At 63.1% G+C, this 18,228-nt stretch carries 13 protein-coding genes; 4 read left to right on the top strand and 9 right to left on the bottom strand.

Going from position 1 to position 18,228, the window contains the following annotated elements:
- Positions 1-48 precede the first annotated feature (48 nt).
- From glgB to ACWPW0_RS10350, 6 genes are all read right to left on the bottom strand, one after another.
- Positions 49-2,241, bottom strand: a complete 2,193-nt coding sequence (gene glgB / locus ACWPW0_RS10375; protein WP_454255279.1) for a 1,4-alpha-glucan branching protein GlgB — start codon at positions 2,239-2,241, stop codon at positions 49-51.
- The gene (treS, locus tag ACWPW0_RS10370) at positions 2,238-5,540 is read right to left on the bottom strand and encodes a maltose alpha-D-glucosyltransferase (RefSeq protein ID WP_454255278.1); all 3,303 of its coding nucleotides are present in this window, start codon (positions 5,538-5,540) and stop codon (positions 2,238-2,240) included. The genes glgB and treS overlap by 4 nt, the downstream gene beginning before the upstream one ends.
- Before the next feature lie 143 nt (positions 5,541-5,683).
- Positions 5,684-7,699 carry an alpha-1,4-glucan--maltose-1-phosphate maltosyltransferase gene (locus ACWPW0_RS10365; protein ID WP_454255277.1) on the bottom strand — a complete coding sequence of 672 codons (2,016 nt, stop codon included), beginning with the start codon at positions 7,697-7,699 and terminating at the stop codon, positions 5,684-5,686.
- Positions 7,700-8,144: 445 nt separating this feature from the next.
- Positions 8,145-10,697 carry a DNA ligase D gene (gene ligD / locus ACWPW0_RS10360; protein ID WP_454255276.1) on the bottom strand — a complete coding sequence of 851 codons (2,553 nt, stop codon included), beginning with the start codon at positions 10,695-10,697 and terminating at the stop codon, positions 8,145-8,147.
- A gap of 17 nt (positions 10,698-10,714) precedes the next feature.
- Positions 10,715-11,602, bottom strand: a complete 888-nt coding sequence (ku, locus tag ACWPW0_RS10355) for a non-homologous end joining protein Ku (RefSeq protein WP_454255275.1) — start codon at positions 11,600-11,602, stop codon at positions 10,715-10,717.
- A gap of 90 nt (positions 11,603-11,692) precedes the next feature.
- Positions 11,693-11,935, bottom strand: coding sequence for a hypothetical protein (locus ACWPW0_RS10350; protein ID WP_447592055.1), 243 nt, complete (start codon positions 11,933-11,935; stop codon positions 11,693-11,695).
- Positions 11,936-12,127: 192 nt separating this feature from the next.
- Between ACWPW0_RS10350 and ACWPW0_RS10345 the strand changes: the two genes are divergently transcribed.
- A complete protein-coding gene (locus ACWPW0_RS10345) occupies positions 12,128-12,526 on the top strand; it encodes a hypothetical protein (RefSeq protein WP_454255274.1) in 399 nt (132 codons plus the stop codon).
- On the opposite strand, the gene ACWPW0_RS10340 is transcribed toward ACWPW0_RS10345, so the two are convergent.
- Both ACWPW0_RS10340 and ACWPW0_RS10335 read right to left on the bottom strand, forming a co-directional pair.
- Positions 12,505-14,985, bottom strand: a complete 2,481-nt coding sequence (locus tag ACWPW0_RS10340; protein WP_454255273.1) for a glycogen/starch/alpha-glucan phosphorylase — start codon at positions 14,983-14,985, stop codon at positions 12,505-12,507. The two genes, ACWPW0_RS10345 and ACWPW0_RS10340, sit on opposite strands and share 22 nt — an antisense overlap.
- Positions 14,986-15,029: 44 nt before the next feature.
- A complete protein-coding gene (locus tag ACWPW0_RS10335; protein WP_454255272.1) occupies positions 15,030-15,410 on the bottom strand; it encodes a DUF2513 domain-containing protein in 381 nt (126 codons plus the stop codon).
- Between the two features lie 276 nt (positions 15,411-15,686).
- On the opposite strand from ACWPW0_RS10335, the gene ACWPW0_RS10330 reads away from it, so the two are divergent.
- A complete protein-coding gene (locus ACWPW0_RS10330) occupies positions 15,687-16,061 on the top strand; it encodes a Rho termination factor N-terminal domain-containing protein (protein ID WP_447592063.1) in 375 nt (124 codons plus the stop codon).
- A gap of 26 nt (positions 16,062-16,087) precedes the next feature.
- Entirely contained in the window at positions 16,088-16,516 is a 429-nt protein-coding gene (locus ACWPW0_RS10325) for a hypothetical protein (protein WP_454255271.1), read from the top strand.
- Positions 16,517-16,704: 188 nt separating this feature from the next.
- On the opposite strand, the gene speE is transcribed toward ACWPW0_RS10325, so the two are convergent.
- Positions 16,705-17,565, bottom strand: coding sequence for a polyamine aminopropyltransferase (speE, locus tag ACWPW0_RS10320; protein WP_454255270.1), 861 nt, complete (start codon positions 17,563-17,565; stop codon positions 16,705-16,707).
- A gap of 328 nt (positions 17,566-17,893) precedes the next feature.
- On the opposite strand from speE, the gene ACWPW0_RS10315 reads away from it, so the two are divergent.
- A complete protein-coding gene (locus tag ACWPW0_RS10315) occupies positions 17,894-18,160 on the top strand; it encodes a hypothetical protein (protein ID WP_454255269.1) in 267 nt (88 codons plus the stop codon).
- Positions 18,161-18,228 lie beyond the last annotated feature (68 nt).

Here is an 18,228-nt window from a genome sequence, read left to right as displayed (position 1 = left end):
ACGGCGCAGCCGACCAATTGCACACAGCACAACGCCCCCTGGCCATCCTCAGCCATCCACCGGCCGCAGGATCAGCGCACCCAGTGGCGGCAGGTCGAGGACCAGCGAATGACTCTCACCATGGCTGATCAGTTCTTCGGCCTGCACTTCGCCCTGGCTACCGGCATTGGAACCGCTGTACTGCTCGGCATCGCTGTTCAGCGCGACGTTCCAGATGCCGCTCAGGGGCACGCCGATGCGATAGCCGATACGGGGCTCCGGGGTGAAGTTGTGCACCACCAGCAACGGTGAGCCGTCTTCACCGAGGCGCAGCCAGGCATAGACGCTGTTGTCCTGGTCATCACCAATCAGCCAGCGAAAGCCTTCAGCGCGACCATCCTGCTGGTACAGCGCCGGTTCGTGGCGCAGCAAATAGTTGAGGTCGCGCAGCAGGCCCTGCACGCCCTGGTGTTCCGAGTAGCGCAGCAGGTACCAGTCGAGCTGGGCGTCGTGGTTCCACTCGCGCCATTGGCCGAACTCGCAGCCCATGAACAGCAGTTTCTTGCCCGGATGGCTCCACATGAAGCTGAAGTACAGGCGCAGGTTGGCGAACTTCTGCCAGCGGTCGCCGGGCATCTTGTCCAGCAGCGAGCGTTTGCCGTGCACCACCTCATCGTGGGAGATCGGCAGGATGAAATCCTCCGAGAAGGCGTAGAGCAGGCCGAAGGTCAGTTGATGATGGTGATGGCCACGGTGCAGCGGGTCTTCGCTGGCATACTTGAGGCTGTCGTGCATCCAGCCCATGTTCCACTTGTAGGCGAAACCCAGGCCGCCCTCGCGGGTTGGCCGGCTCACGCCTGGCCAGGCGGTGGATTCCTCGGCGATGACCAGTGCGCCCGGCACCTCGGTGGCGACCACGTCGTTGAGGTGGCGGATGAAGTCGATGGCCTCGAGGTTCTCGCGGCCGCCATGGCGATTGGGAATCCACTCGCCGGCCTTGCGCGAGTAGTCGCGGTAGAGCATCGAGGCCACCGCGTCCACGCGCAGGCCATCAACATGGTAGGCGCGCAGCCAGTGCAACGCCGAAGCCAGCATGAAGCCATGCACCTCGGTGCGGCCAAGGTTGTAGATGTAGGTATCCCAATCCTGGTGAAAACCTTCGAACGGGTGTTCGTACTCATAGAGCGCGGTGCCGTCGAAGCGACCCAGGCCGTGGTCATCCGTGGGGAAATGCGCCGGTACCCAGTCGAGGATCACGCCGATACCGGCCTGGTGGCACTCATCGACGAAGGCGGCGAAATCGTGCGGGCTGCCGTAGCGCGAGGTCGGTGCGAACTGTGACAGCGGCTGGTAGCCCCAGGAGCCGCCGAACGGGTGCTCCATGATCGGCAGCAGCTCGATGTGGCTGAAGCCCATGTCCAACACATAGGGAATCAGTTGTTCGCTCAGCTCGTGCCAACTCAGCGGGCGGGAATTGTCGTCCTCGCCGGCATGGCGCCAGGAACCGACGTGCACCTCGTAGATCGACAATGGCCGATCATGCCCCTGACGCTCGCCACGACTGTCCATCCATTCGCTGTCGTGCCAGTCGAAGTCCAGCGGCTCCGAGACCACCGAGCCGGTGGCGGGTGGCAACTCGGTGGCCAGGGCGAGCGGGTCGGCCTTGAGCGGCAACAGGCCGTGCCGGCCAAGGATCTCGTACTTGTACACCTCGCCCGCCGCCAGGCGCGGGATGAACAGCTCCCACACACCGCTGGGAATACGCTGGCGCATCGGATGGCGACGGCCGTCCCAGCCATTGAAATGGCCGACCACCGACACCCGCCGGGCATTCGGTGCCCACACGGCAAAGCGCACGCCGTCTACCCCCTCGTGGTTTGCCAGCTGCGCGCCGAAGCTCTGGCCCAGTTCACGGTGATTGCCTTCGGCGAACAGGTACAGGTCCATCTCACCGAGCAGTTGGCCGAATGCATAGGGGTCTTCGGTTTCCTGGGTGCCCTCGCCCCAGTGGATGCGGTAGCGATACGGCTGCGGGTGATCGAGGTGCAGGCTGAACAGCCCCGGTGCCTCGCTCTGGGTCATCTCGCCCAATGCCGCGCCGCTGCCGGCGCTGAGCACTTCGATGCGCAAGGCACCAGGCTGATAGGTACGCACCCAGACACCCTTGCCGTCGGCATGCGGCCCCAGGAACGAGAACGGGTCGAGGTGTTCGCCCCTGAGCAGTGCCTCGATATCGGCCCGCGGGCTGCCTGCAACACTCATGCGCTACTCCCAAGAAGAGGCACGCTCAACTCCATCAGCCCGGCCAGCGGTACTTCCAGCCAGTCGGGACGGTAGCGAGCTTCATAAAGAATTTCGTAAGCCGCTTTCTCGATGCATAACAGTGCCAGGGCCATGCCCTCGCCTTCACGCTCGTGCCAGGCATGCGGCAGGTTGGCCGCCGCCAGGCGGTAGCTGTCGTAGAACGCGGTACGCACCTGGTGCAGGTACTGGTTGGCGATGGCCTGCCGGGCCTGCTCGGCTTCGCTGGATGCATCCGCACCCTGGCTGGTGCGGCGCGCCATGGCGGCGGCGTAATCGAACGAGCGCAGCATGCCGGCGACATCCTTCAACGGGCTGTAGCGGGCGCGGCGCTGTTCCAGGCTGCGCGCCGGCTCCCCTTCGAAATCGATCAGGTAGGCATCGCCCTGCACGATCAGCACCTGCCCCAGGTGCAGGTCGCCATGCACGCGCATGCTCACCCCGCCACTGGCCCGCACGGCCAGGCGCTTGACCAGCGCCAGCAACTGCGCGCGACGTTGCAGTAGCCAGTCAGCCTGCCCGGCAGCGACCTCGCCCAGCCCGGCACGCACGCTGCTCACGGCATCCAGGGCTTCGTCGACCTGCGCGGCAATGGCCACGCCCCAGGCCTCGGTATCGGCGCGGCTGGTTTCGCGCCAACCGAAGTCGACGTTGTCCGAATCCTGTGCCAGCACCCCGTGCATCTCGCCCAGTCGGCGACCGAGCATCTGGGCAAACTGCTCCAGCTCGTGCAGTGCCAGGTACTGGTTTTCAGCGCTGGACAGGCCACCCGCCAGCTCATCGCGGATCGCCCGTTCCAGGGTGTTCTGCGTCCAGGTCCAGGCATCGCCCTGGTTGCTCAGGTAGCCCTGCAGGATCATCAGTGTATGCGACACGCCATCGGCATCGATCCGGCGTACCTCGCCGAGCAAGGGCGCGATATGGGCAAAGCCCCTGGCAGTCAGGTAACCGCCGACCTCGGCCTCCGGGTGCACACCGGGGAACACCCGACGCACCAGCTTGAGCACCATGCGCCCGCCGATCACCGCCGAGCTGTTGGACTGCTCGGCCGAGATCAGGCGGATCTCCTCGCCGGAGACTGCCTCCATCTCGCTGAACTGCGCGGTTGGCAGGAACTGCACCTCGTTGCCCTGCCATTCCAGCACCTTGCGGCTGTGCAGGTGGTTGAGCACCTCGTAGGTGAACGCCGGCAAGGTGAAGGCATCGGTCAGCAGGCCGACCTGGCGGCCACGGCGCAGGCGTGCCAGGGCCATCTGCTGCGGCAACGGGTTGCCGGGCTGGTGCTCGTCGACGTAGCCGAGGGGAATCTGGTAATGGTCGTCGCCCACCGCCACTTCGCACAGTACGCGCAGATCGCCGAACGGCATGCTGTAGAGCAGGCGCGGCGACGGCGCTTCGGCCTCCGCCGAGAACCAGCGGCGTTTGGGCAGGTAGGCCTGCAAGGACTCGCGTTCGAGGATCTGTTTGTTCGGCGCCTGCAACAGCTCCTGCAGGTCACGCTTGATCACCAGGGTGGTCAGTTCCGGCAAACGCTCCACCGGCGGCACATGCCAACTGGGCATCTGCGCCTCGTCGGCCAGCAGGAACCAGTAGAAGCCATACGGCGGCAGGGTCAGCAGGTAGTTGAGCTGGCCAATTGGCGGAAACGAAGTGCCGCCGACCATTTCCACCGGTACCTTGCCGGCGAAGGCCGACAGCTCCAGCTCCGCCGCCTGCGCGGCACGCGACACGTTGGCCACGCAGAGGATCAACTCGTGCTTGCCGTCCACGCCGGTGTACTCACGCACATAAGCGAGAATGCGCCGGTTGCTCGGCGCGAGCATTTTCAGGGTGCCGCGACCGAAGGCCTTCTGCTGCTTGCGAATCGCCAGCATGCGTCGCGTCCAGTTGAGCAGCGAATGCGGGTCGCGCGCCTGGGATTCGACATTGATCGTCTGGAAGCCGTACAGCGGGTCCATGATTGGCGGCAACACCAGGCTGGCCGGGTCGGCGCGGGAAAAACCACCGTTACGGTCGATGGACCACTGCATCGGCGTGCGCACGCCGTCGCGGTCGCCGAGGAAGATGTTGTCGCCCATGCCGATCTCGTCGCCGTAGTACAGCGTCGGCGTGCCCGGCATCGACAGCAGCAGGCTATTGAGCAGTTCGATACGCCGCCGGTCACGCTCGACCAGTGGCGCCAGGCGCCGGCGGATACCCAGGTTGATGCGTGCGCGGCGGTCGGCGGCGTAGTAGTTCCACAGGTAGTCGCGTTCGTGGTCACTGACCATTTCCAGGGTCAGCTCGTCGTGGTTGCGCAGGAAGATCGCCCACTGGCAGTTGTCCGGAATATCCGGGGTCTGGCGCAGGATGTCGGTGATCGGGAAACGGTCTTCCTGGGCGATGGCCATGTACATGCGCGGCATCAGCGGGAAGTGGAAGGCCATGTGGCACTCATCGCCCGGCCCGCCGTTCTCGCCACCAAAGTAGAGCTGAGTGTCTTCCGGCCACTGGTTGGCCTCGGCCAGGAGCATGCGGTCCGGGTACGTGGCGTCCAGCTCGGCGCGGATCTTCTTCAGTACCTGATGGGTCTCCGCCAGGTTCTCGTTGTTGGTGCCGTCGCGCTCGATCAGGTACGGGATGGCATCCAGGCGCAGGCCATCGACGCCCAGGTCGAGCCAGAAACGCATGACGCCGAGCACTTCCTTGAGCACCTGCGGATTATCGAAGTTGAGGTCCGGCTGGTGCGAATAGAAACGGTGCCAGAAGTACTGGCCGGCGACCGGGTCCCAGGTCCAGTTGGACTTCTCGGTGTCGAGAAAGATGATCCGCGTGCCCTGGTACTTCTGGTCGGTATCGGACCAGACGTAGAAATCGCGCGCCTTGGAGCCCTTCTTCGCCTCGCGGGCGCGCTTGAACCAGGGGTGCTGGTCCGAGGTGTGGTTGATCACCAGTTCGGTGATGATGCGCAGGCCGCGCTTGTGCGCCTCGGCGATGAAACGCTTGGCGTCGGCCATGCCGCCATAGTCGGGATGGATGCCACGATACTCGGCAATGTCATAGCCATCGTCGCGGCGTGGCGAGGGATAGAACGGCAACAGCCAGATGGTGTTCACACCCAGGTCGGCGATGTAGTCGAGCTTGTCGATCAGCCCCGGAAAATCGCCAATACCATCGTTGTTGGAGTCGAAATAGGACTTCACATGGACCTGATAGATGACCGCGTCCTTGTACCAGAACGGGTCATCGATGAAGGCAGCCGGTCTACGTTTCTTCGCCATCTGTGACTCCTGAGTCTGCCGGCACTGCGCGCAGAGCGATGCCTGTGTAGGAGCGAGCTTGCTCGCGATGCGGGCTGGCAGGCCGCTGATCGCCAGGATGCCGGCCCACGGCAAGCTCACTCATAAAGGGTTCATCCGGGCGTTCACACCGCCGGCACACTGATGCGCCAGATGCCAAACGGCAGGTGCCAGGGCTCGATGCGCATCCATTGCGTCTTGCCGTGCCAGGTCCAGGTATGGCCGCTCATCAGATCTTCGCCGTGCATCGCTGCATCGTCGGGCAAGCCCAGTTCCCACAGGGGCAGCTCGAAGTGCGCTTCCTGGGCATTGACCGGGTCGAGGCTGATGGCGACCAGGATGAAGTTGCTGCGGTCGTCGGTGCGTTTGCCGAAGTAGAGGATGTTGTCGTTCCACGCCGTGTAAGCCTGGAAGCCGAGGTGGGTCTGCAGCGCCGGGTTCTGCCGGCGGATGCGGTTGAGCTGGGCGATCTCGCCGACGATGTTGCCGGGGGCGTGGTAGTCGCGTGGGCGGATCTGGTACTTCTCGGAGTTGACGTACTCTTCCTTGCCCGGCACCGGCTCGGCCTCGCACAGCTCGAAGCCTGAATACATGCCCCACAGCCCGGAGCCCATAGTTGCCAGCGCGGCGCGGATGAGAAAACCGGGACGCCCGCTGTTGTGCAGGAAGAACGGGTTGATGTCCGGCGTGTTGACGAAAAAATTGGGCCGGTAGCAATCGCGCCACGGCGGCTGGTTAAGCTCAGTGAAGTAGCTTTCCAGCTCCGCCTTGGTATTGCGCCAGGTGAAGTAGGTGTAGCTCTGGCTGAAGCCGAGCTTGCCCAGGCGCGCCATCATCGCCGGGCGGGTGAAGGCCTCGGCGAGGAACATGACCTTGGGATGGTGCGCACGCACATCGGCGATCAGCCATTCCCAGAATGGCAGCGGCTTGGTGTGCGGGTTGTCAACACGGAACAGACTGACGCCCTGCTCCACCCAGCCGATCACCACGTCACGCAGCGCCAGCCACAGGTCGGGAATCGACGCCTCGGCGTAGAAGTCGACGTTGACGATATCCTCGTATTTCTTCGGCGGGTTCTCGGCGTGACGAATCGTGCCGTCAGGGCGCCAGGTGAACCAGCCCGGATGTTGCTGCAGCCAGGGATGGTCGGGCGAGCACTGGATGGCGAAATCGAGGGCGATTTCCAGGCCCTGGGAGCGCGCGGCATCCACCAGCTCGCGAAAGTCTTCCAGGCTGCCAAGCTGCGGATGCACCGCCTCGTGTCCACCCTCGGCGCTGCCGATGGCATACGGACTGCCGGGATCGTCCGGGCCAGCCTCGAGTGAATTGTTCGGCCCCTTGCGGTGAGCGCGGCCAATGGGATGGATCGGCGGGAAATACAGCACATCGAAGCCCATGGCGGTTATAGCGGGCAGGCGCTTGGTCACATCACGGAAGGTGCCGTGGCGTGATGGATCGTCGGTCTCCGAACGCGGGAACAGTTCGTACCAGCTGGCGAACTGTGCCAGCGGCCGCTCCACCTCAACCGGGAACAGCCGACTGCGGGTCAGGTGCGGGCGGCCATCGGATCGCGCCATCAACGCAACGGTGGGCTCGGCCAATAGCAGCTTGACGCGCGCCTCGACCGCCTCGCTTCCCTCCAGCTGCGCGCGCAGGGCCTGCAGCTCCTCCACCTGCTCGCCACCAGCGGTGCGCGCCAGCGCCTTGTCCAGCAGCAACGCGCCCTCCTGCAACTCCAGGGTGAGCGGCACACCCGCGGAGAATTTCTTCATCAGCTCGTAGCCGTAGGTGGCGTACTCGTCCCACCAGGCTTCGATGACGAACACCACACGGCCCACCTGGGTCGGCACGAAGCGTCCCTGCCAGTGATCATTGCCGAGGTTTTCCAGCGGCACCGCCGTCCAGTGTTCCTGGGCAACCAGGCGCCACAGCAGGCGTGCGGCGAGCCTGTCGTGGCCATCGGCGAAGATCACCGCATTGACCAGCACCTCGCCGCCGACCACGCCCTTGGCAGCGAAACGGCCATCCTCGACTGCCGGCTCCACAGCCTCGATAGCGATGCGCGGCAGTGCGACGGCCTCCTCCAGCCGTACTTCGCCAACCAGATGGCCAGTGGGCTTGTGGGGGATGTCTGGCTGCATTGAAGCGGACTCCTTTACGGCGCGATGGCACACAAGCGGGACCCGGGAGAAAACCCTCGGGCGAGCGGCAGGGAGCAGGAAGATCATTCCGCTCCCCCTGGGCTACTAGTTCCGAACGACCCCGATAGGCAAAAGTTCAGCCCCATTCGCCAGCTGAAGCGACGTCTGGCGATTAGCCATTAACCGAAACATGCAGCACCTCGGGCATAGACGCAGGCCGCATAGGAACAACCGAGATAGACGAAGACCGGCACCACCTCTGCCGGTTTCCCGGGCCAGCCCGTTGGGGCTCGGCGCCAAGCCTGGCCACCTGTCAGCGGTGAAAATCGAGGGCATTAGCGACGCCAGATCGGATGCCGGCATTGACGCTCTCCGTAGGGACCCCGTGCGCACCGCAGACCAATCGATGCGCGCGGCACGCTACGCAGCAGTGGACTGGGCTTGTTCACACCGGCTCCGCGCCCAGTCGTTTCCACATCGCCTTGGTAATGCGTTGACGGTTGCTGTACCCCGTCCAGGGATCATTCTTGAGCGCGTCCAGGCGCTCCTGCAGGTTGGCCACGTTCCATTGATTGGAAGCACGCAGGCCATCCAGCTCGTCGCGGGCAATCGGTACCGATACCGGTAGATCGGGCCTGGCGCGTACCGAGTAGGCGGCAACGGTGCTGGCGCCACGGCCATTGCGCAGGTAGTCGACGAAGATCTTGCCGACCCGGTTCTTCGGTCCCGAGGTCGCCGTGAACCGCTCCGGCAACTGCTGGGCAAGAAACTGGGCGATGGCCTTGGCGAATGCCTTGACGGTCTCCCAACCAGCCTGGCGTGCCAACGGCACGATGATGTGCATGCCCTTGCCGCCACTGGTTTTCAGGTAGGCATCCAGGCCCAGCTCATCGAGCACGCTGAGGGTCAACCGCGTGGCTTCGAGCATGCTGCGCCACGGCAAGGCGGTGTCCGGGTCGAGGTCGAGGACGAAGTGATCGGGCTTTTCGATGCTCGAGCTGGTCGCGCCCCAGGTATGCAATTCGATCATGCCCATCTGCACCGCGCCGACCAGTGCCGCCAGCGAATCGATCTCCATCAGCCGGTCATGGCCGGGATCGAGAATCGGGTCCAGGTGCTTGATATGGGGGATGGCCAGGCGCTCGGCGTGCTTCTGGAAAAACAGCTCACCGCCGACACCGTCCGGCGCCCGCACGAGGGACACGGGCCGCTGCCGCAGGAACGGCAGTAGCCAGTCGGCGATCGCACAATAAAACCGCGCCAGGTCGACCTTGCGCGTGCCACTTTCGCTGTCGATCACCCGCTCCGGATGGCTGATGGGCACGCCCGCCACGCTTTCGCGGCCCTTGCTGTCACGCTTGGGTGTGGACGTGCCGGCACTCGCCGCACCGGCGGTTTTTTTTCCTGGCCTACGCGGCAGTTCATGGACAATCTCGCTGGCGGGTTTGTCACTGCGCAGCGCGATAAAGGCGGCCTGACGCACGATACCCTCGCGGGTCCACTCGGCGAACTCCACTTCGCCCACCAGCGTGGGTTCGATCCACTGCACGCCGCGTGCCTGTGCGCCGGTCAGTTTGCCGGCCAGCGGGCTATCACGGCGCTGCAGCTTGCTCATCCGCGCATGCAGCTGTTTCAGGGTCGCCTCGTTGAAACCGGTGCCGACGCGGCCAGCGTAAACCAGTCCGCTGTCGTCATTGACCGCCAGTAGCAAGGCGCCGAAACCACTGCGGCTGCCCTGTGGCGCGGTGTAGCCGACGATGACGAACTCCTGGCGCAAACGGCACTTGAGCTTGATCCAGTCATCGCTGCGCCGCGACACGTAGCGGCTGCCGGCACGCTTGCCGATCACGCCCTCCAGGGACATGGCACAGGCGCTTTCGACGATATCGCCATGCGCTGCGGTAAAGGCTTCGGAGAAACGCAAAGGACCGCTGCGGCGACGGCCAACCAACTTCTTCAGCTCGCCGCGGCGTTGCTCCAGTGGCAGGTCGCGCAGGTCGTGCCCATCGTGGAACGGCAGGTCGAAGACGAAGTACAGGATGTCGTTGCTGCGACCGACGTCGAAGGCATTCTGCAACGCCTGGAAATCCGGCAGGCCATCCTCGTTGAGCACCACCACCTCGCCGTCCAGCCAACCGTCCTGCATGTCCAGCGCGGCAATGGCCTTGGCCTGTTGCGCCAGCTTCTCCGTCCAGTCATGGCCATTGCGGGTGAACAGCCGAACCTCGCCGTCGAGCACGCGGGCGAGAATGCGGTAGCCGTCGAACTTGATCTCATACAGCCACTCGCCTTCCGGTGGGCGTTCAGCCAGGGTCGCCAGTTGTGGCGAAAAGGTGTGGGGGATACTGATTTGCGCCTGGCTGGCGGCTATTTTTTGCGTTTTCCTGCTCGCTGCCCTGGCAACGGGTTTGGCTTTGTCCGCCTTGGCCTTGGCGGCAATCACCGCGCCGCTGATCACGCTTTGCGGCAGTGCCTGTACGACGTTGTAGTCGCTGGCTGCGCGCGCGGTTTCATCACGCTCCTTGATCAGCAACCACTGCTCCTTGTCGCCACTGCCACGCAGGTGGGTGCGTACCAGGTTCCAGTCACCGGTGAGCTTCTCGCCGATCAGGGTGAATTTGAGCTTGCCGGCCTTGTAGGCGGTCGCCGGATCACCCTGGGGCTGCCACACGCCCTGGTCCCAGACGATCACATCCCCCGCGCCGTACTGGCCCTTGGGAATGCTGCCCTCGAACGTGGCGTAGCCCAGCGGATGGTCCTCCACGTGAACGGCCAGGCGTTTGTCCTTGGGGTCCAGACTCGGCCCCTTGGGGATCGCCCAGCTTTTCAAGGTGCCGTCCAGCTCCAGGCGAAAGTCATAGTGCAGGTGGCTGGCATCATGCTTCTGGATCACGAAACGCAGCGAGCCGGCTTGGCGCTTGCCTGCTGGTTTCTCGGCAGGTTCGGATGTGATATCGAAATTACGCTTGCGGGCGTATTCGCTTTGCGGCTTGGCCATCGGTCACCTCGGCGCGCTCACTTTCGCGTGGCGCTCTTCTTGGTTGCAGGGCTGGCACTCTTGGCCGGTGTCTTCTTGCTGCTCGACTTGGCCGGCGCGGGCTTTTTCTCCTTGGCCTTGCCACCCAGGCTGCGCTTGAGCAGCTCGGTAAGGTCGATGATGTCCGCGCTGCGCCGCCCCTCCTCCTCGCCGACACCTTCCACGTTGGCGATCTTGCCCTCGCGGGCCTTCTGCTCGACCAGCTGCATGATCTTTTCCTCGAAGGTGTCGCGGTATTCGTCAGGCTGCCAACTGCCACTCATGTCCTTGACCAGGCGCTTGGCCATGTCCAGCTCACGCTTTTCCAGTTTCGCGGAGGTCACCGCGCTCGGCAGTTCCAACTGATCGATGCTGCGCACCTCGGAGGGCCAGCGCAGCATCACCAGCGCCAGGGCCGCGTCCATGGGCAGCAACACTGCCAGGTGCTGCTTGGTGTGCAGGATGACGTTGGCCAGCGCGACCTTGCCGGTACTGACCAGCGTCTCGCGCAACAGCGCGTAGACCTTCTCGCCGCGTTTGTCGGGAGCCAGGAAGTACGGAGTATCGATGTTCTGCAGCGGTACCTCGTGGCTGTCGACGAAGGAAAAGATGTCGATGGTCTGGGTCGAGGCTGGATGTGCCGAGCGAATTTCCTCTTCACTGAGCACCACATAGCGGCCTTTCTCGTATTGCACGCCCTTGGCGATATGTTCCTTGCTGACCTCCTTGCCGGTGACCTTGTTCACGCGCTTGTAGCCCACGGGCTCCATGCTGCGCTGGTCCAGCCAATCGAAGTCCACACCCTGGCGGGTGGTGGCCGAAACCAGGGCCACGGGGATGTGCACCAGCCCGAAGCTGATCGCCCCTTTCCAGATTGCTCGAGCCATGGCGGCGTTTCCTTGTGCGTTTGCTGTATTGGCCGACCGAGGGGCCGGTCGATGCATCGCGACAACGCTTGCGCAATACGTACGGCAGCGCTAGAGCGCCACGTCGTCACAGTAGATGACCCGGCCTTCGGCAGTGATATCGCGGATCTGGTCGAGCAGGTTGTCGGCGGCGGTTTCCGCCTCGCTCTCGCAGACATAATCCACCCCGAGTACCCAGAGGACCTGGACGTTGGCACCCGGCCGCTTGGGTTGGTACTCGATCAGGCCGACATAGCGTCGGCCATCGTTCATGGCGTCAGTCCAGGCAATGTGATGCTGGAAGGTCTTGAACATGGCAGGCTCCCGTCCAATGCATGTATCAGGCAGCTACCTGAGTTCTGAGCCGCACGCGGCGCAAAGAGTTTCAGTCTTCTTGCACCTGCCTGGATGAAAGGACGACCTTTGCGCTGGCCTGCCGGTCTAGATGTTCAAGAAGGTACTGCGATGACGTCAGGGCCGATCATGCACCAGCACGAGGTGAAGCAGATGACCAGGCAACCAGACCACCCGACCGACACCAACTTCCAGCGCCACCTGGAACTGCATCTGCGCGGCCCGGTTCTCGCTTATCTGGAGGAAGCCTGCAGCTATGCCAATGCGCATGGCTACAGGGCGACCCTGGCCGCGGTTGCCGATACGCAACTGCAACTGTCGTTACACGATAAACAGGGCGCCAACAGCACCTACCGAATTACCGGGGACGTGCCCAACCAACGGGTCGTATTGGAGCAGCAATACGCCAACGGAGACACGCATCGGCAAGAGATCAGCCTGGCGGCGTTGAACGAGACCGTTATCGACACCGAGCTGGCCGCCTTCTGCACCAAGGCTGCTGGTTTACGCCTCGGTTATCTGGCCAGGCGTCATCCCGCCGGGTTCTGGTGATCAGTGCCCGGTTGGGCGATCCCCCAGATGTCGTTGGCGTATTCACGAATGGTCCGATCCGAGGAAAACCACCCCGTGCGGGCGGTGTTCAACACCGCCGAACGCCACCATTTGGTCGGCGTCTGCCACAGGGCATCGACCTTGCGCTGGGCTGCCCAGTAGGCATCGAAGTCGGCGCATACATGGAAGCGATCATGACGTAGCAGGCCATCGACCAGAGCGACGTAGCGGTTCGGATCGTCAGGCGAGAATACCCCGTTGCGGATGGCCTCCAGGGCCGAGGACAAACGTCCGGAGCCCGCCACCAGGGCCAAGGTATCCGCCTCGCTGGCGTGCTTGCGCGCCTCCACTTCCTGCACAGTCATGCCGAAGATGAACATGTTCTCGGCGCCGATCAGTTTGCACATCTCGACGTTGGCGCCATCGAGGGTACCGATGGTCAGCGCGCCATTGAGGGCGAACTTCATGTTGCTGGTCCCCGAGGCCTCAAGGCCAGCGGTGGAGATCTGCTCGGACAGATCCGCCGCCGGGATGATCACCTCGGCCAGGCTGACGTTGTAGTTGGGCAGGAACACCACCTTGAGCAGGCCGCGTACGGTTGGATCGTCATTGATCGTGCGGCTGATGTCGTTGGCCAGTTTCACGATCATCTTGGCCTGCTGGTAACTGGCCGCCGCCTTGCCAGCGAAGATCTTCACCCGCGGCACCCAGTCGGTGGCCGGGTCGTTACGGATCGCCTGGTACAACGCCACGGTATGCAGCAGGTTGAGCAACTGGCGCTTGTACTCGTGGATGCGTTTGACCTGTACGTCGAAGATCGCCTGGGTATCCAGGGTAATGCCCAGCCGCTCGTATACCAGCCGGGCCAGTACCTCCTTGTTGTGCTGGCGGCATGCGGCGAAATGCTTGCGGAAGGTAGCCTTCTCGGCGAACGGTTCGATGCGGTGCAGCGCGGTTTCCGGCGCATCCAGCAGGTCCGGCCCGGCGGCGTCGACCAACAGTTCGGTAAGCTGTGGATTGACCTGAAACAGCCAGCGCCGGAACGTCACGCCGTTGGTCTTGTTGTTGATCCGCTCTGGATACAGGCCATGCAGGTCGCTGAATACGGTTTTGCGCATCAATTCGGTGTGCAGCGCCGACACGCCGTTGACGCTGTGCGAACCGAGGAACGCCAGGTTGCCCATGCGCACGCGACGGCCGTGATCTTCCTCGATCAGGGAAACGCCGCGCAGCAGGTCGAAGTCATGGATGTCGCGCGCGCGCAACGAGTCGATGTGATACGCGTTGATCAGGTAGATGATCTGCATGTGCCGTGGCAGCAGGCGCTCCATCAGCGACACCGCCCAGGATTCCAGCGCTTCGGGCAGTAGCGTGTGATTGGTGTAGGCCAGGGTGGCGACCGTCAGCTCCCAGGCCTCGAACCAGCTCAAGCGGTGCTCGTCGACCAGCAGGCGCATCAGCTCGGCGACGGCAATCGAAGGGTGTGTGTCGTTGAGCTGGATCGCAACTTCCATGGGCAACAGGCGGATATCGCCATGCAGGTCCATGTGGCGCTTGAGCAGGTCCTGCAGCGAGGCGGAAACGAAGAAGAACTCCTGGCGCAGGCGCAGCTCCTGACCCGCCTCGGTGCTGTCGGCCGGGTACAGCACGCGTGAGATGCTTTCTGCACGTACCACGTCGGCCACGGCACCGAAGTGGTCGCCCGCGTTGAAGCGTTCCAGCTGCAGGTCTTCCTCGGCACGCGCACGCCACAGGCGCAGGGTGTTGACGCTGGAGCGACGCCAGCCCACCACCGGCGTGTCGTAGGCGATGGCCCGAATGGTTTCGGCAGGCTGCCAGGTCTGGTGAGGAACTTCGTCGATATTGCCGTGGCTCGCCACGCTGCCACCAAAGCCAATGCTGTAGCTGACCTCCGGGCGTTCGAACTCCCACGGATTACCGAAATCCAGCCAGGTTTCGGTGTGCTCCTGCTGCCAGCCATCGACGATCACCTGGCGGAACAAGCCATGCTCGTAACGGATGCCGTAGCCATGGGCCGCCAGGTTGAGCGTGGCCATGCTCTCCATGAAGCACGCGGCCAGACGCCCCAGCCCGCCGTTGCCCAGCGCCGCATCCGGCTCCCAGCCACGCACCGCCTCGAAATCCACACCCAACTCGGCCAGGGCCTGGCGCGCCACATCGAGCAAGCCGAGGTTGCTCAGGTTGTCGACCAACAGGCGACCGATAAGGAACTCCAGCGACAGGTAATACACACGCTTGCGCTTCTTGCCCTTGACGTGAGCCGACGCCTCTTCCCACTCGTCGACGACATGGTCGCGTGCGGCGAGGGCAACGGCTTCGAACCAGTCATGACCGAACGCGTTCTGCGGGTCCTTGCCGACGGCATATTTCAGTTTGGCCAGAATGCTGTTCTTGAAGGCGTCGACTTGATCGACTGGCGAGCCGGTATCGCTGGGCATGAACGGTCCCCTTGCGGTGAATGGCCGGGTGAAACAGGAAACAGCTACTTGAAGGCAGCGCTGCCATTGAGTGCAGCGGTGCGCTGCTGCCGACTGGCGAGACTGAATTGCATGAGGGCCTCGTAGGACACACCGCCCAGACGCTCCTGCAGTTGTGCCTTGCAGGTCGACCAGATATCGCCGTCGCGAATGATGTCGAGCAAGTCGTGGCCGGCCAGCGTGAGGCTCTTGGCAATCACGACCGGCTCACCATTCCAGGGATGGTTGGCCCACTCGATCAGACCGGCCTGGCCCATCAGGTGGATGTGGTACGTCACCGCCTCGCTGCTGTGTCCGGCAAAATCGTGCGGGGTGAAATGCTGGCCAATGCCCAGTCCCTCGATTTCCACCAGGAGCGTGCGGATCAGGTCCCAATCTCGTTTCATGCTTAGCCCTCCTCGTCCTTTCCCACTGCGCCTCGCATCACCCGTGGTGATGGCGCTGGCAGGCGGCGCGGCGGCAGCCAGCGCGGAGCTGGCCACGACACGTGGCCAGCTCCCATGAAAGTGAGTCTGCGATTGCCGGAGGAGGTTCCATCTTTGTACGCCCATTGCCTGCATCACGCTCGGCACCACTCATCAGAAAGGCCGAACCACGGATTCAGCGCCCCTTCCAACATGAAGACGGCCGCAATCGACGGCAACAGCAGAGGAGATGTCTCCATGCCACGTGGAAGCAAAGACAAATACACCGACGCGCAGAAGCGCAAAGCCGAACATATCGAAGCCAGCTATGAGGATAAAGGTGTCCCGAAAGACCAGGCCGAAGCCCGCGCCTGGGCCACAGTGAACAAGCAATCTGGCGGCGGTGAGCGTGCCGGTGGCTCTGGCCGTGCGACCAGCGAAGGCCGCAAGAGCCAGGCCCGCAAAGACTCGGCGAAGCGTGCCGTTGCCACCAAACATGGCGTGCCCCGTGGGCAATCGCTGGGTGAAGAAAGCAAGGCATCGCTGATGCAGAAAGCACGGGCGAAGAACATTGCCGGGCGTTCCAGCATGCGCAAGCAGGAACTCGTCGAGGCCCTGCGCAAGGCATCCTGAAGCCCATACGGGCATGGAGACTCCACATGGACAGCAACTACCTGATGGTGCTCGCTTGCCTGCTCGCCTCACCTGGCGTGTTCGCCGAGGCGTGCCATGTACACAACCAATCCTCCAGCGCGCAGGTAGCAACGGTGGAAACCGAAAGCTGCTACGAATACCGTGGCATGCCCTCCGGCGCGATCGACTGGTCATGCAGCAACGAGAGCAAGGAAATGGTCGCCAGCGAGAAAAGCAAGGTGGCCACATGTAAGGCCGGCTACTTCGGCCAGTGCACAGCCAGGCTGACTCCGGAAGCCCTGGCGAACCACAGTGCCTCCGGCGAAAGCGGCAGCGAAGACAGCCTGAGCGTGCCGGATGACGCCAAGGTCATCACTTACTTCTACACCGCCACGAACCGCCCGCAAATCAAGATCGACTGCGAGAACGGCGGCGGTAAATGGGCGGACAAGTAGGCGCCAGGTGTTGACGTCTCGCCTGAATGACCGGTTCGAGGCAGTTGCAGGCACCACAGTGGGTGGGCTTCAGCCCAGCAATCAGCACATCATGAAACGCAAGAGTCGATTGCCCGCAATTGCCTCAAGGATAGAGATCATCTGATCGGCGCCCCACTCCACTTATCTCGACGATGGCGCGCCGAAGCTCAATCGTTGCTTGGCTTGTTCACGGCCTGCAACACGTATTGCGGCAAGGCGAATGCGCCGATGTGAATCTCCGGGTTGTAGTAGCGGGTAACGATACCGCTGCCGGCAAAGCGTTGGCGCAATACATCCAGCGATTGTTTGCGGTAGCTGCCATCGGTGCTACCCCAGGCGAACGTCATGCTGCCACCGATATAGGTAGGCACGGCCGCCGTGTAGAAGTGCCAGTCACAGAACAGGCCATCCATGCGGCTGGCGGTGGTCTGCACGTCATTCAACTGCATGAACGGCGTACCGTTCTGGGTCACCAGGATTCCGCCATCACTCAGGCAGCGGCGGCAGGCCTGGTAGAAGTTCTCCGAAAGCAGCCCCTCGCCCGCGCCGACCGGATCGGTGAAATCGGAGATGATCACATCGAAGGTCTCCGTGGTATGGGTCACGAAGTTCATACCGTCATCGATCAGCAGGTTCAGGCGCGGGTCATCGAACGCGCCGCAGGAATGGTTCGGCAGGAACTTCTTGCATATGTCGACGACCGCTCTGTCGATCCCGACCAGGGTAATGCTCTCGACAGTGTGATGACGACGTACTTCACGCAGGATGCCACCGTCCCCCCCGCCGATGATCAGCACGCGCTGGGCGTTGCCATGGGCAATGATCGGCACATGGGCCAGCATCTCGTGGTAGATGAACTCATCGGCCTCGGTGGTCTGGATAACGCCGTCCAGCGCCATGACGCGACCCATGCGGGCGTTCTCGAAAATAACCAGATGCTGATGTCCGTTACGCACCTCGTGCAGCAGCGTGTCCATGCGAAAGCGCTGGCCGTAGCCGTCGTAGAGCGTTTCCTCGTAATCGTTCATGGGTAGTCCCCCTGCGAGCTGGTGGCTTCGGACGGCGCAGCAAAGCCACCCGCCCATGAAGACTCGAATTGTAGAGGCACCCTCCAGGGGGCTCTAGCGTCTTGCTGCCACAGCATGTGTAGCGATACCGACAGGGCTTTCGATAAGCCGGGACTGTCCTGCACCATCGGCAAACATGAGGGAAAACGGTTACATGCGACATATTTCTATGTTTTTACGACAGGATGTGACTTTAAGGTCATGTTCCGTCATCAACGCTATACAGGCCACCGGTAGCGCGTTCTCTCGATGGCCAGATTGCCTATCGGGCCCCTTGGAGAATGACCCTATGAACACCCAGCTCCGCGAAAACGAAGCACTTATTATCGCCGGCCGCGCCTTTCAACCTTTTCAGTGCGTAGCCTGGTCCCAACAAGATGGCAGCGGCGAACTCAACCTCACCGTCATCGACCGCACCAGCACCCGTGTCGGCCAGACCCGTATCGCCAGCAGCGCCTACCGCGACCCCGCCCAACTGGCCACTGTGCTGCAACAATCGCGCGAACAGCTGAGCCAGCAAGGCTACAACCTCGAGCCGTGGAGCATGCCCGAATAAGGCATCTCCAGGCGCCCACGCCAGGCGGGTAGATCACTACCCGCCATGCGTTTCCCCGCATAGATCCT

Source organism: Pseudomonas sp. Marseille-Q8238 (assembly GCF_965111915.1).
The sequence above is the reverse complement of the archived record's forward strand: the minus strand, read 5'-3'. Positions and strand labels throughout refer to the sequence as shown.

Bases quoted from the DNA above. Each gene is read 5' to 3' on its own strand.
- ACWPW0_RS10345 (WP_454255274.1), top strand. From the start codon at position 12,128: ATGACCAGGCAACCAGACCACCCGACCGACACCAACTTCCAGCGCCAC.
- speE (WP_454255270.1), bottom strand. From the start codon at position 17,565: ATGAACGATTACGAGGAAACGCTCTACGACGGCTACGGCCAGCGCTTT.
- ACWPW0_RS10335 (WP_454255272.1), bottom strand. From the start codon at position 15,410: ATGAAACGAGATTGGGACCTGATCCGCACGCTCCTGGTGGAAATCGAG.
- ACWPW0_RS10325 (WP_454255271.1), top strand. From the start codon at position 16,088: ATGGACAGCAACTACCTGATGGTGCTCGCTTGCCTGCTCGCCTCACCT.
- ACWPW0_RS10330 (WP_447592063.1), top strand. From the start codon at position 15,687: ATGCCACGTGGAAGCAAAGACAAATACACCGACGCGCAGAAGCGCAAA.
- ACWPW0_RS10340 (WP_454255273.1), bottom strand. From the start codon at position 14,985: ATGCCCAGCGATACCGGCTCGCCAGTCGATCAAGTCGACGCCTTCAAG.
- ACWPW0_RS10365 (WP_454255277.1), bottom strand. From the start codon at position 7,699: ATGCAGCCAGACATCCCCCACAAGCCCACTGGCCATCTGGTTGGCGAA.
- glgB (WP_454255279.1), bottom strand. From the start codon at position 2,241: ATGAGTGTTGCAGGCAGCCCGCGGGCCGATATCGAGGCACTGCTCAGG.
- ACWPW0_RS10315 (WP_454255269.1), top strand. From the start codon at position 17,894: ATGAACACCCAGCTCCGCGAAAACGAAGCACTTATTATCGCCGGCCGC.
- treS (WP_454255278.1), bottom strand. From the start codon at position 5,540: ATGGCGAAGAAACGTAGACCGGCTGCCTTCATCGATGACCCGTTCTGG.
- ligD (WP_454255276.1), bottom strand. From the start codon at position 10,697: ATGGCCAAGCCGCAAAGCGAATACGCCCGCAAGCGTAATTTCGATATC.
- ACWPW0_RS10350 (WP_447592055.1), bottom strand. From the start codon at position 11,935: ATGTTCAAGACCTTCCAGCATCACATTGCCTGGACTGACGCCATGAAC.
- ku (WP_454255275.1), bottom strand. From the start codon at position 11,602: ATGGCTCGAGCAATCTGGAAAGGGGCGATCAGCTTCGGGCTGGTGCAC.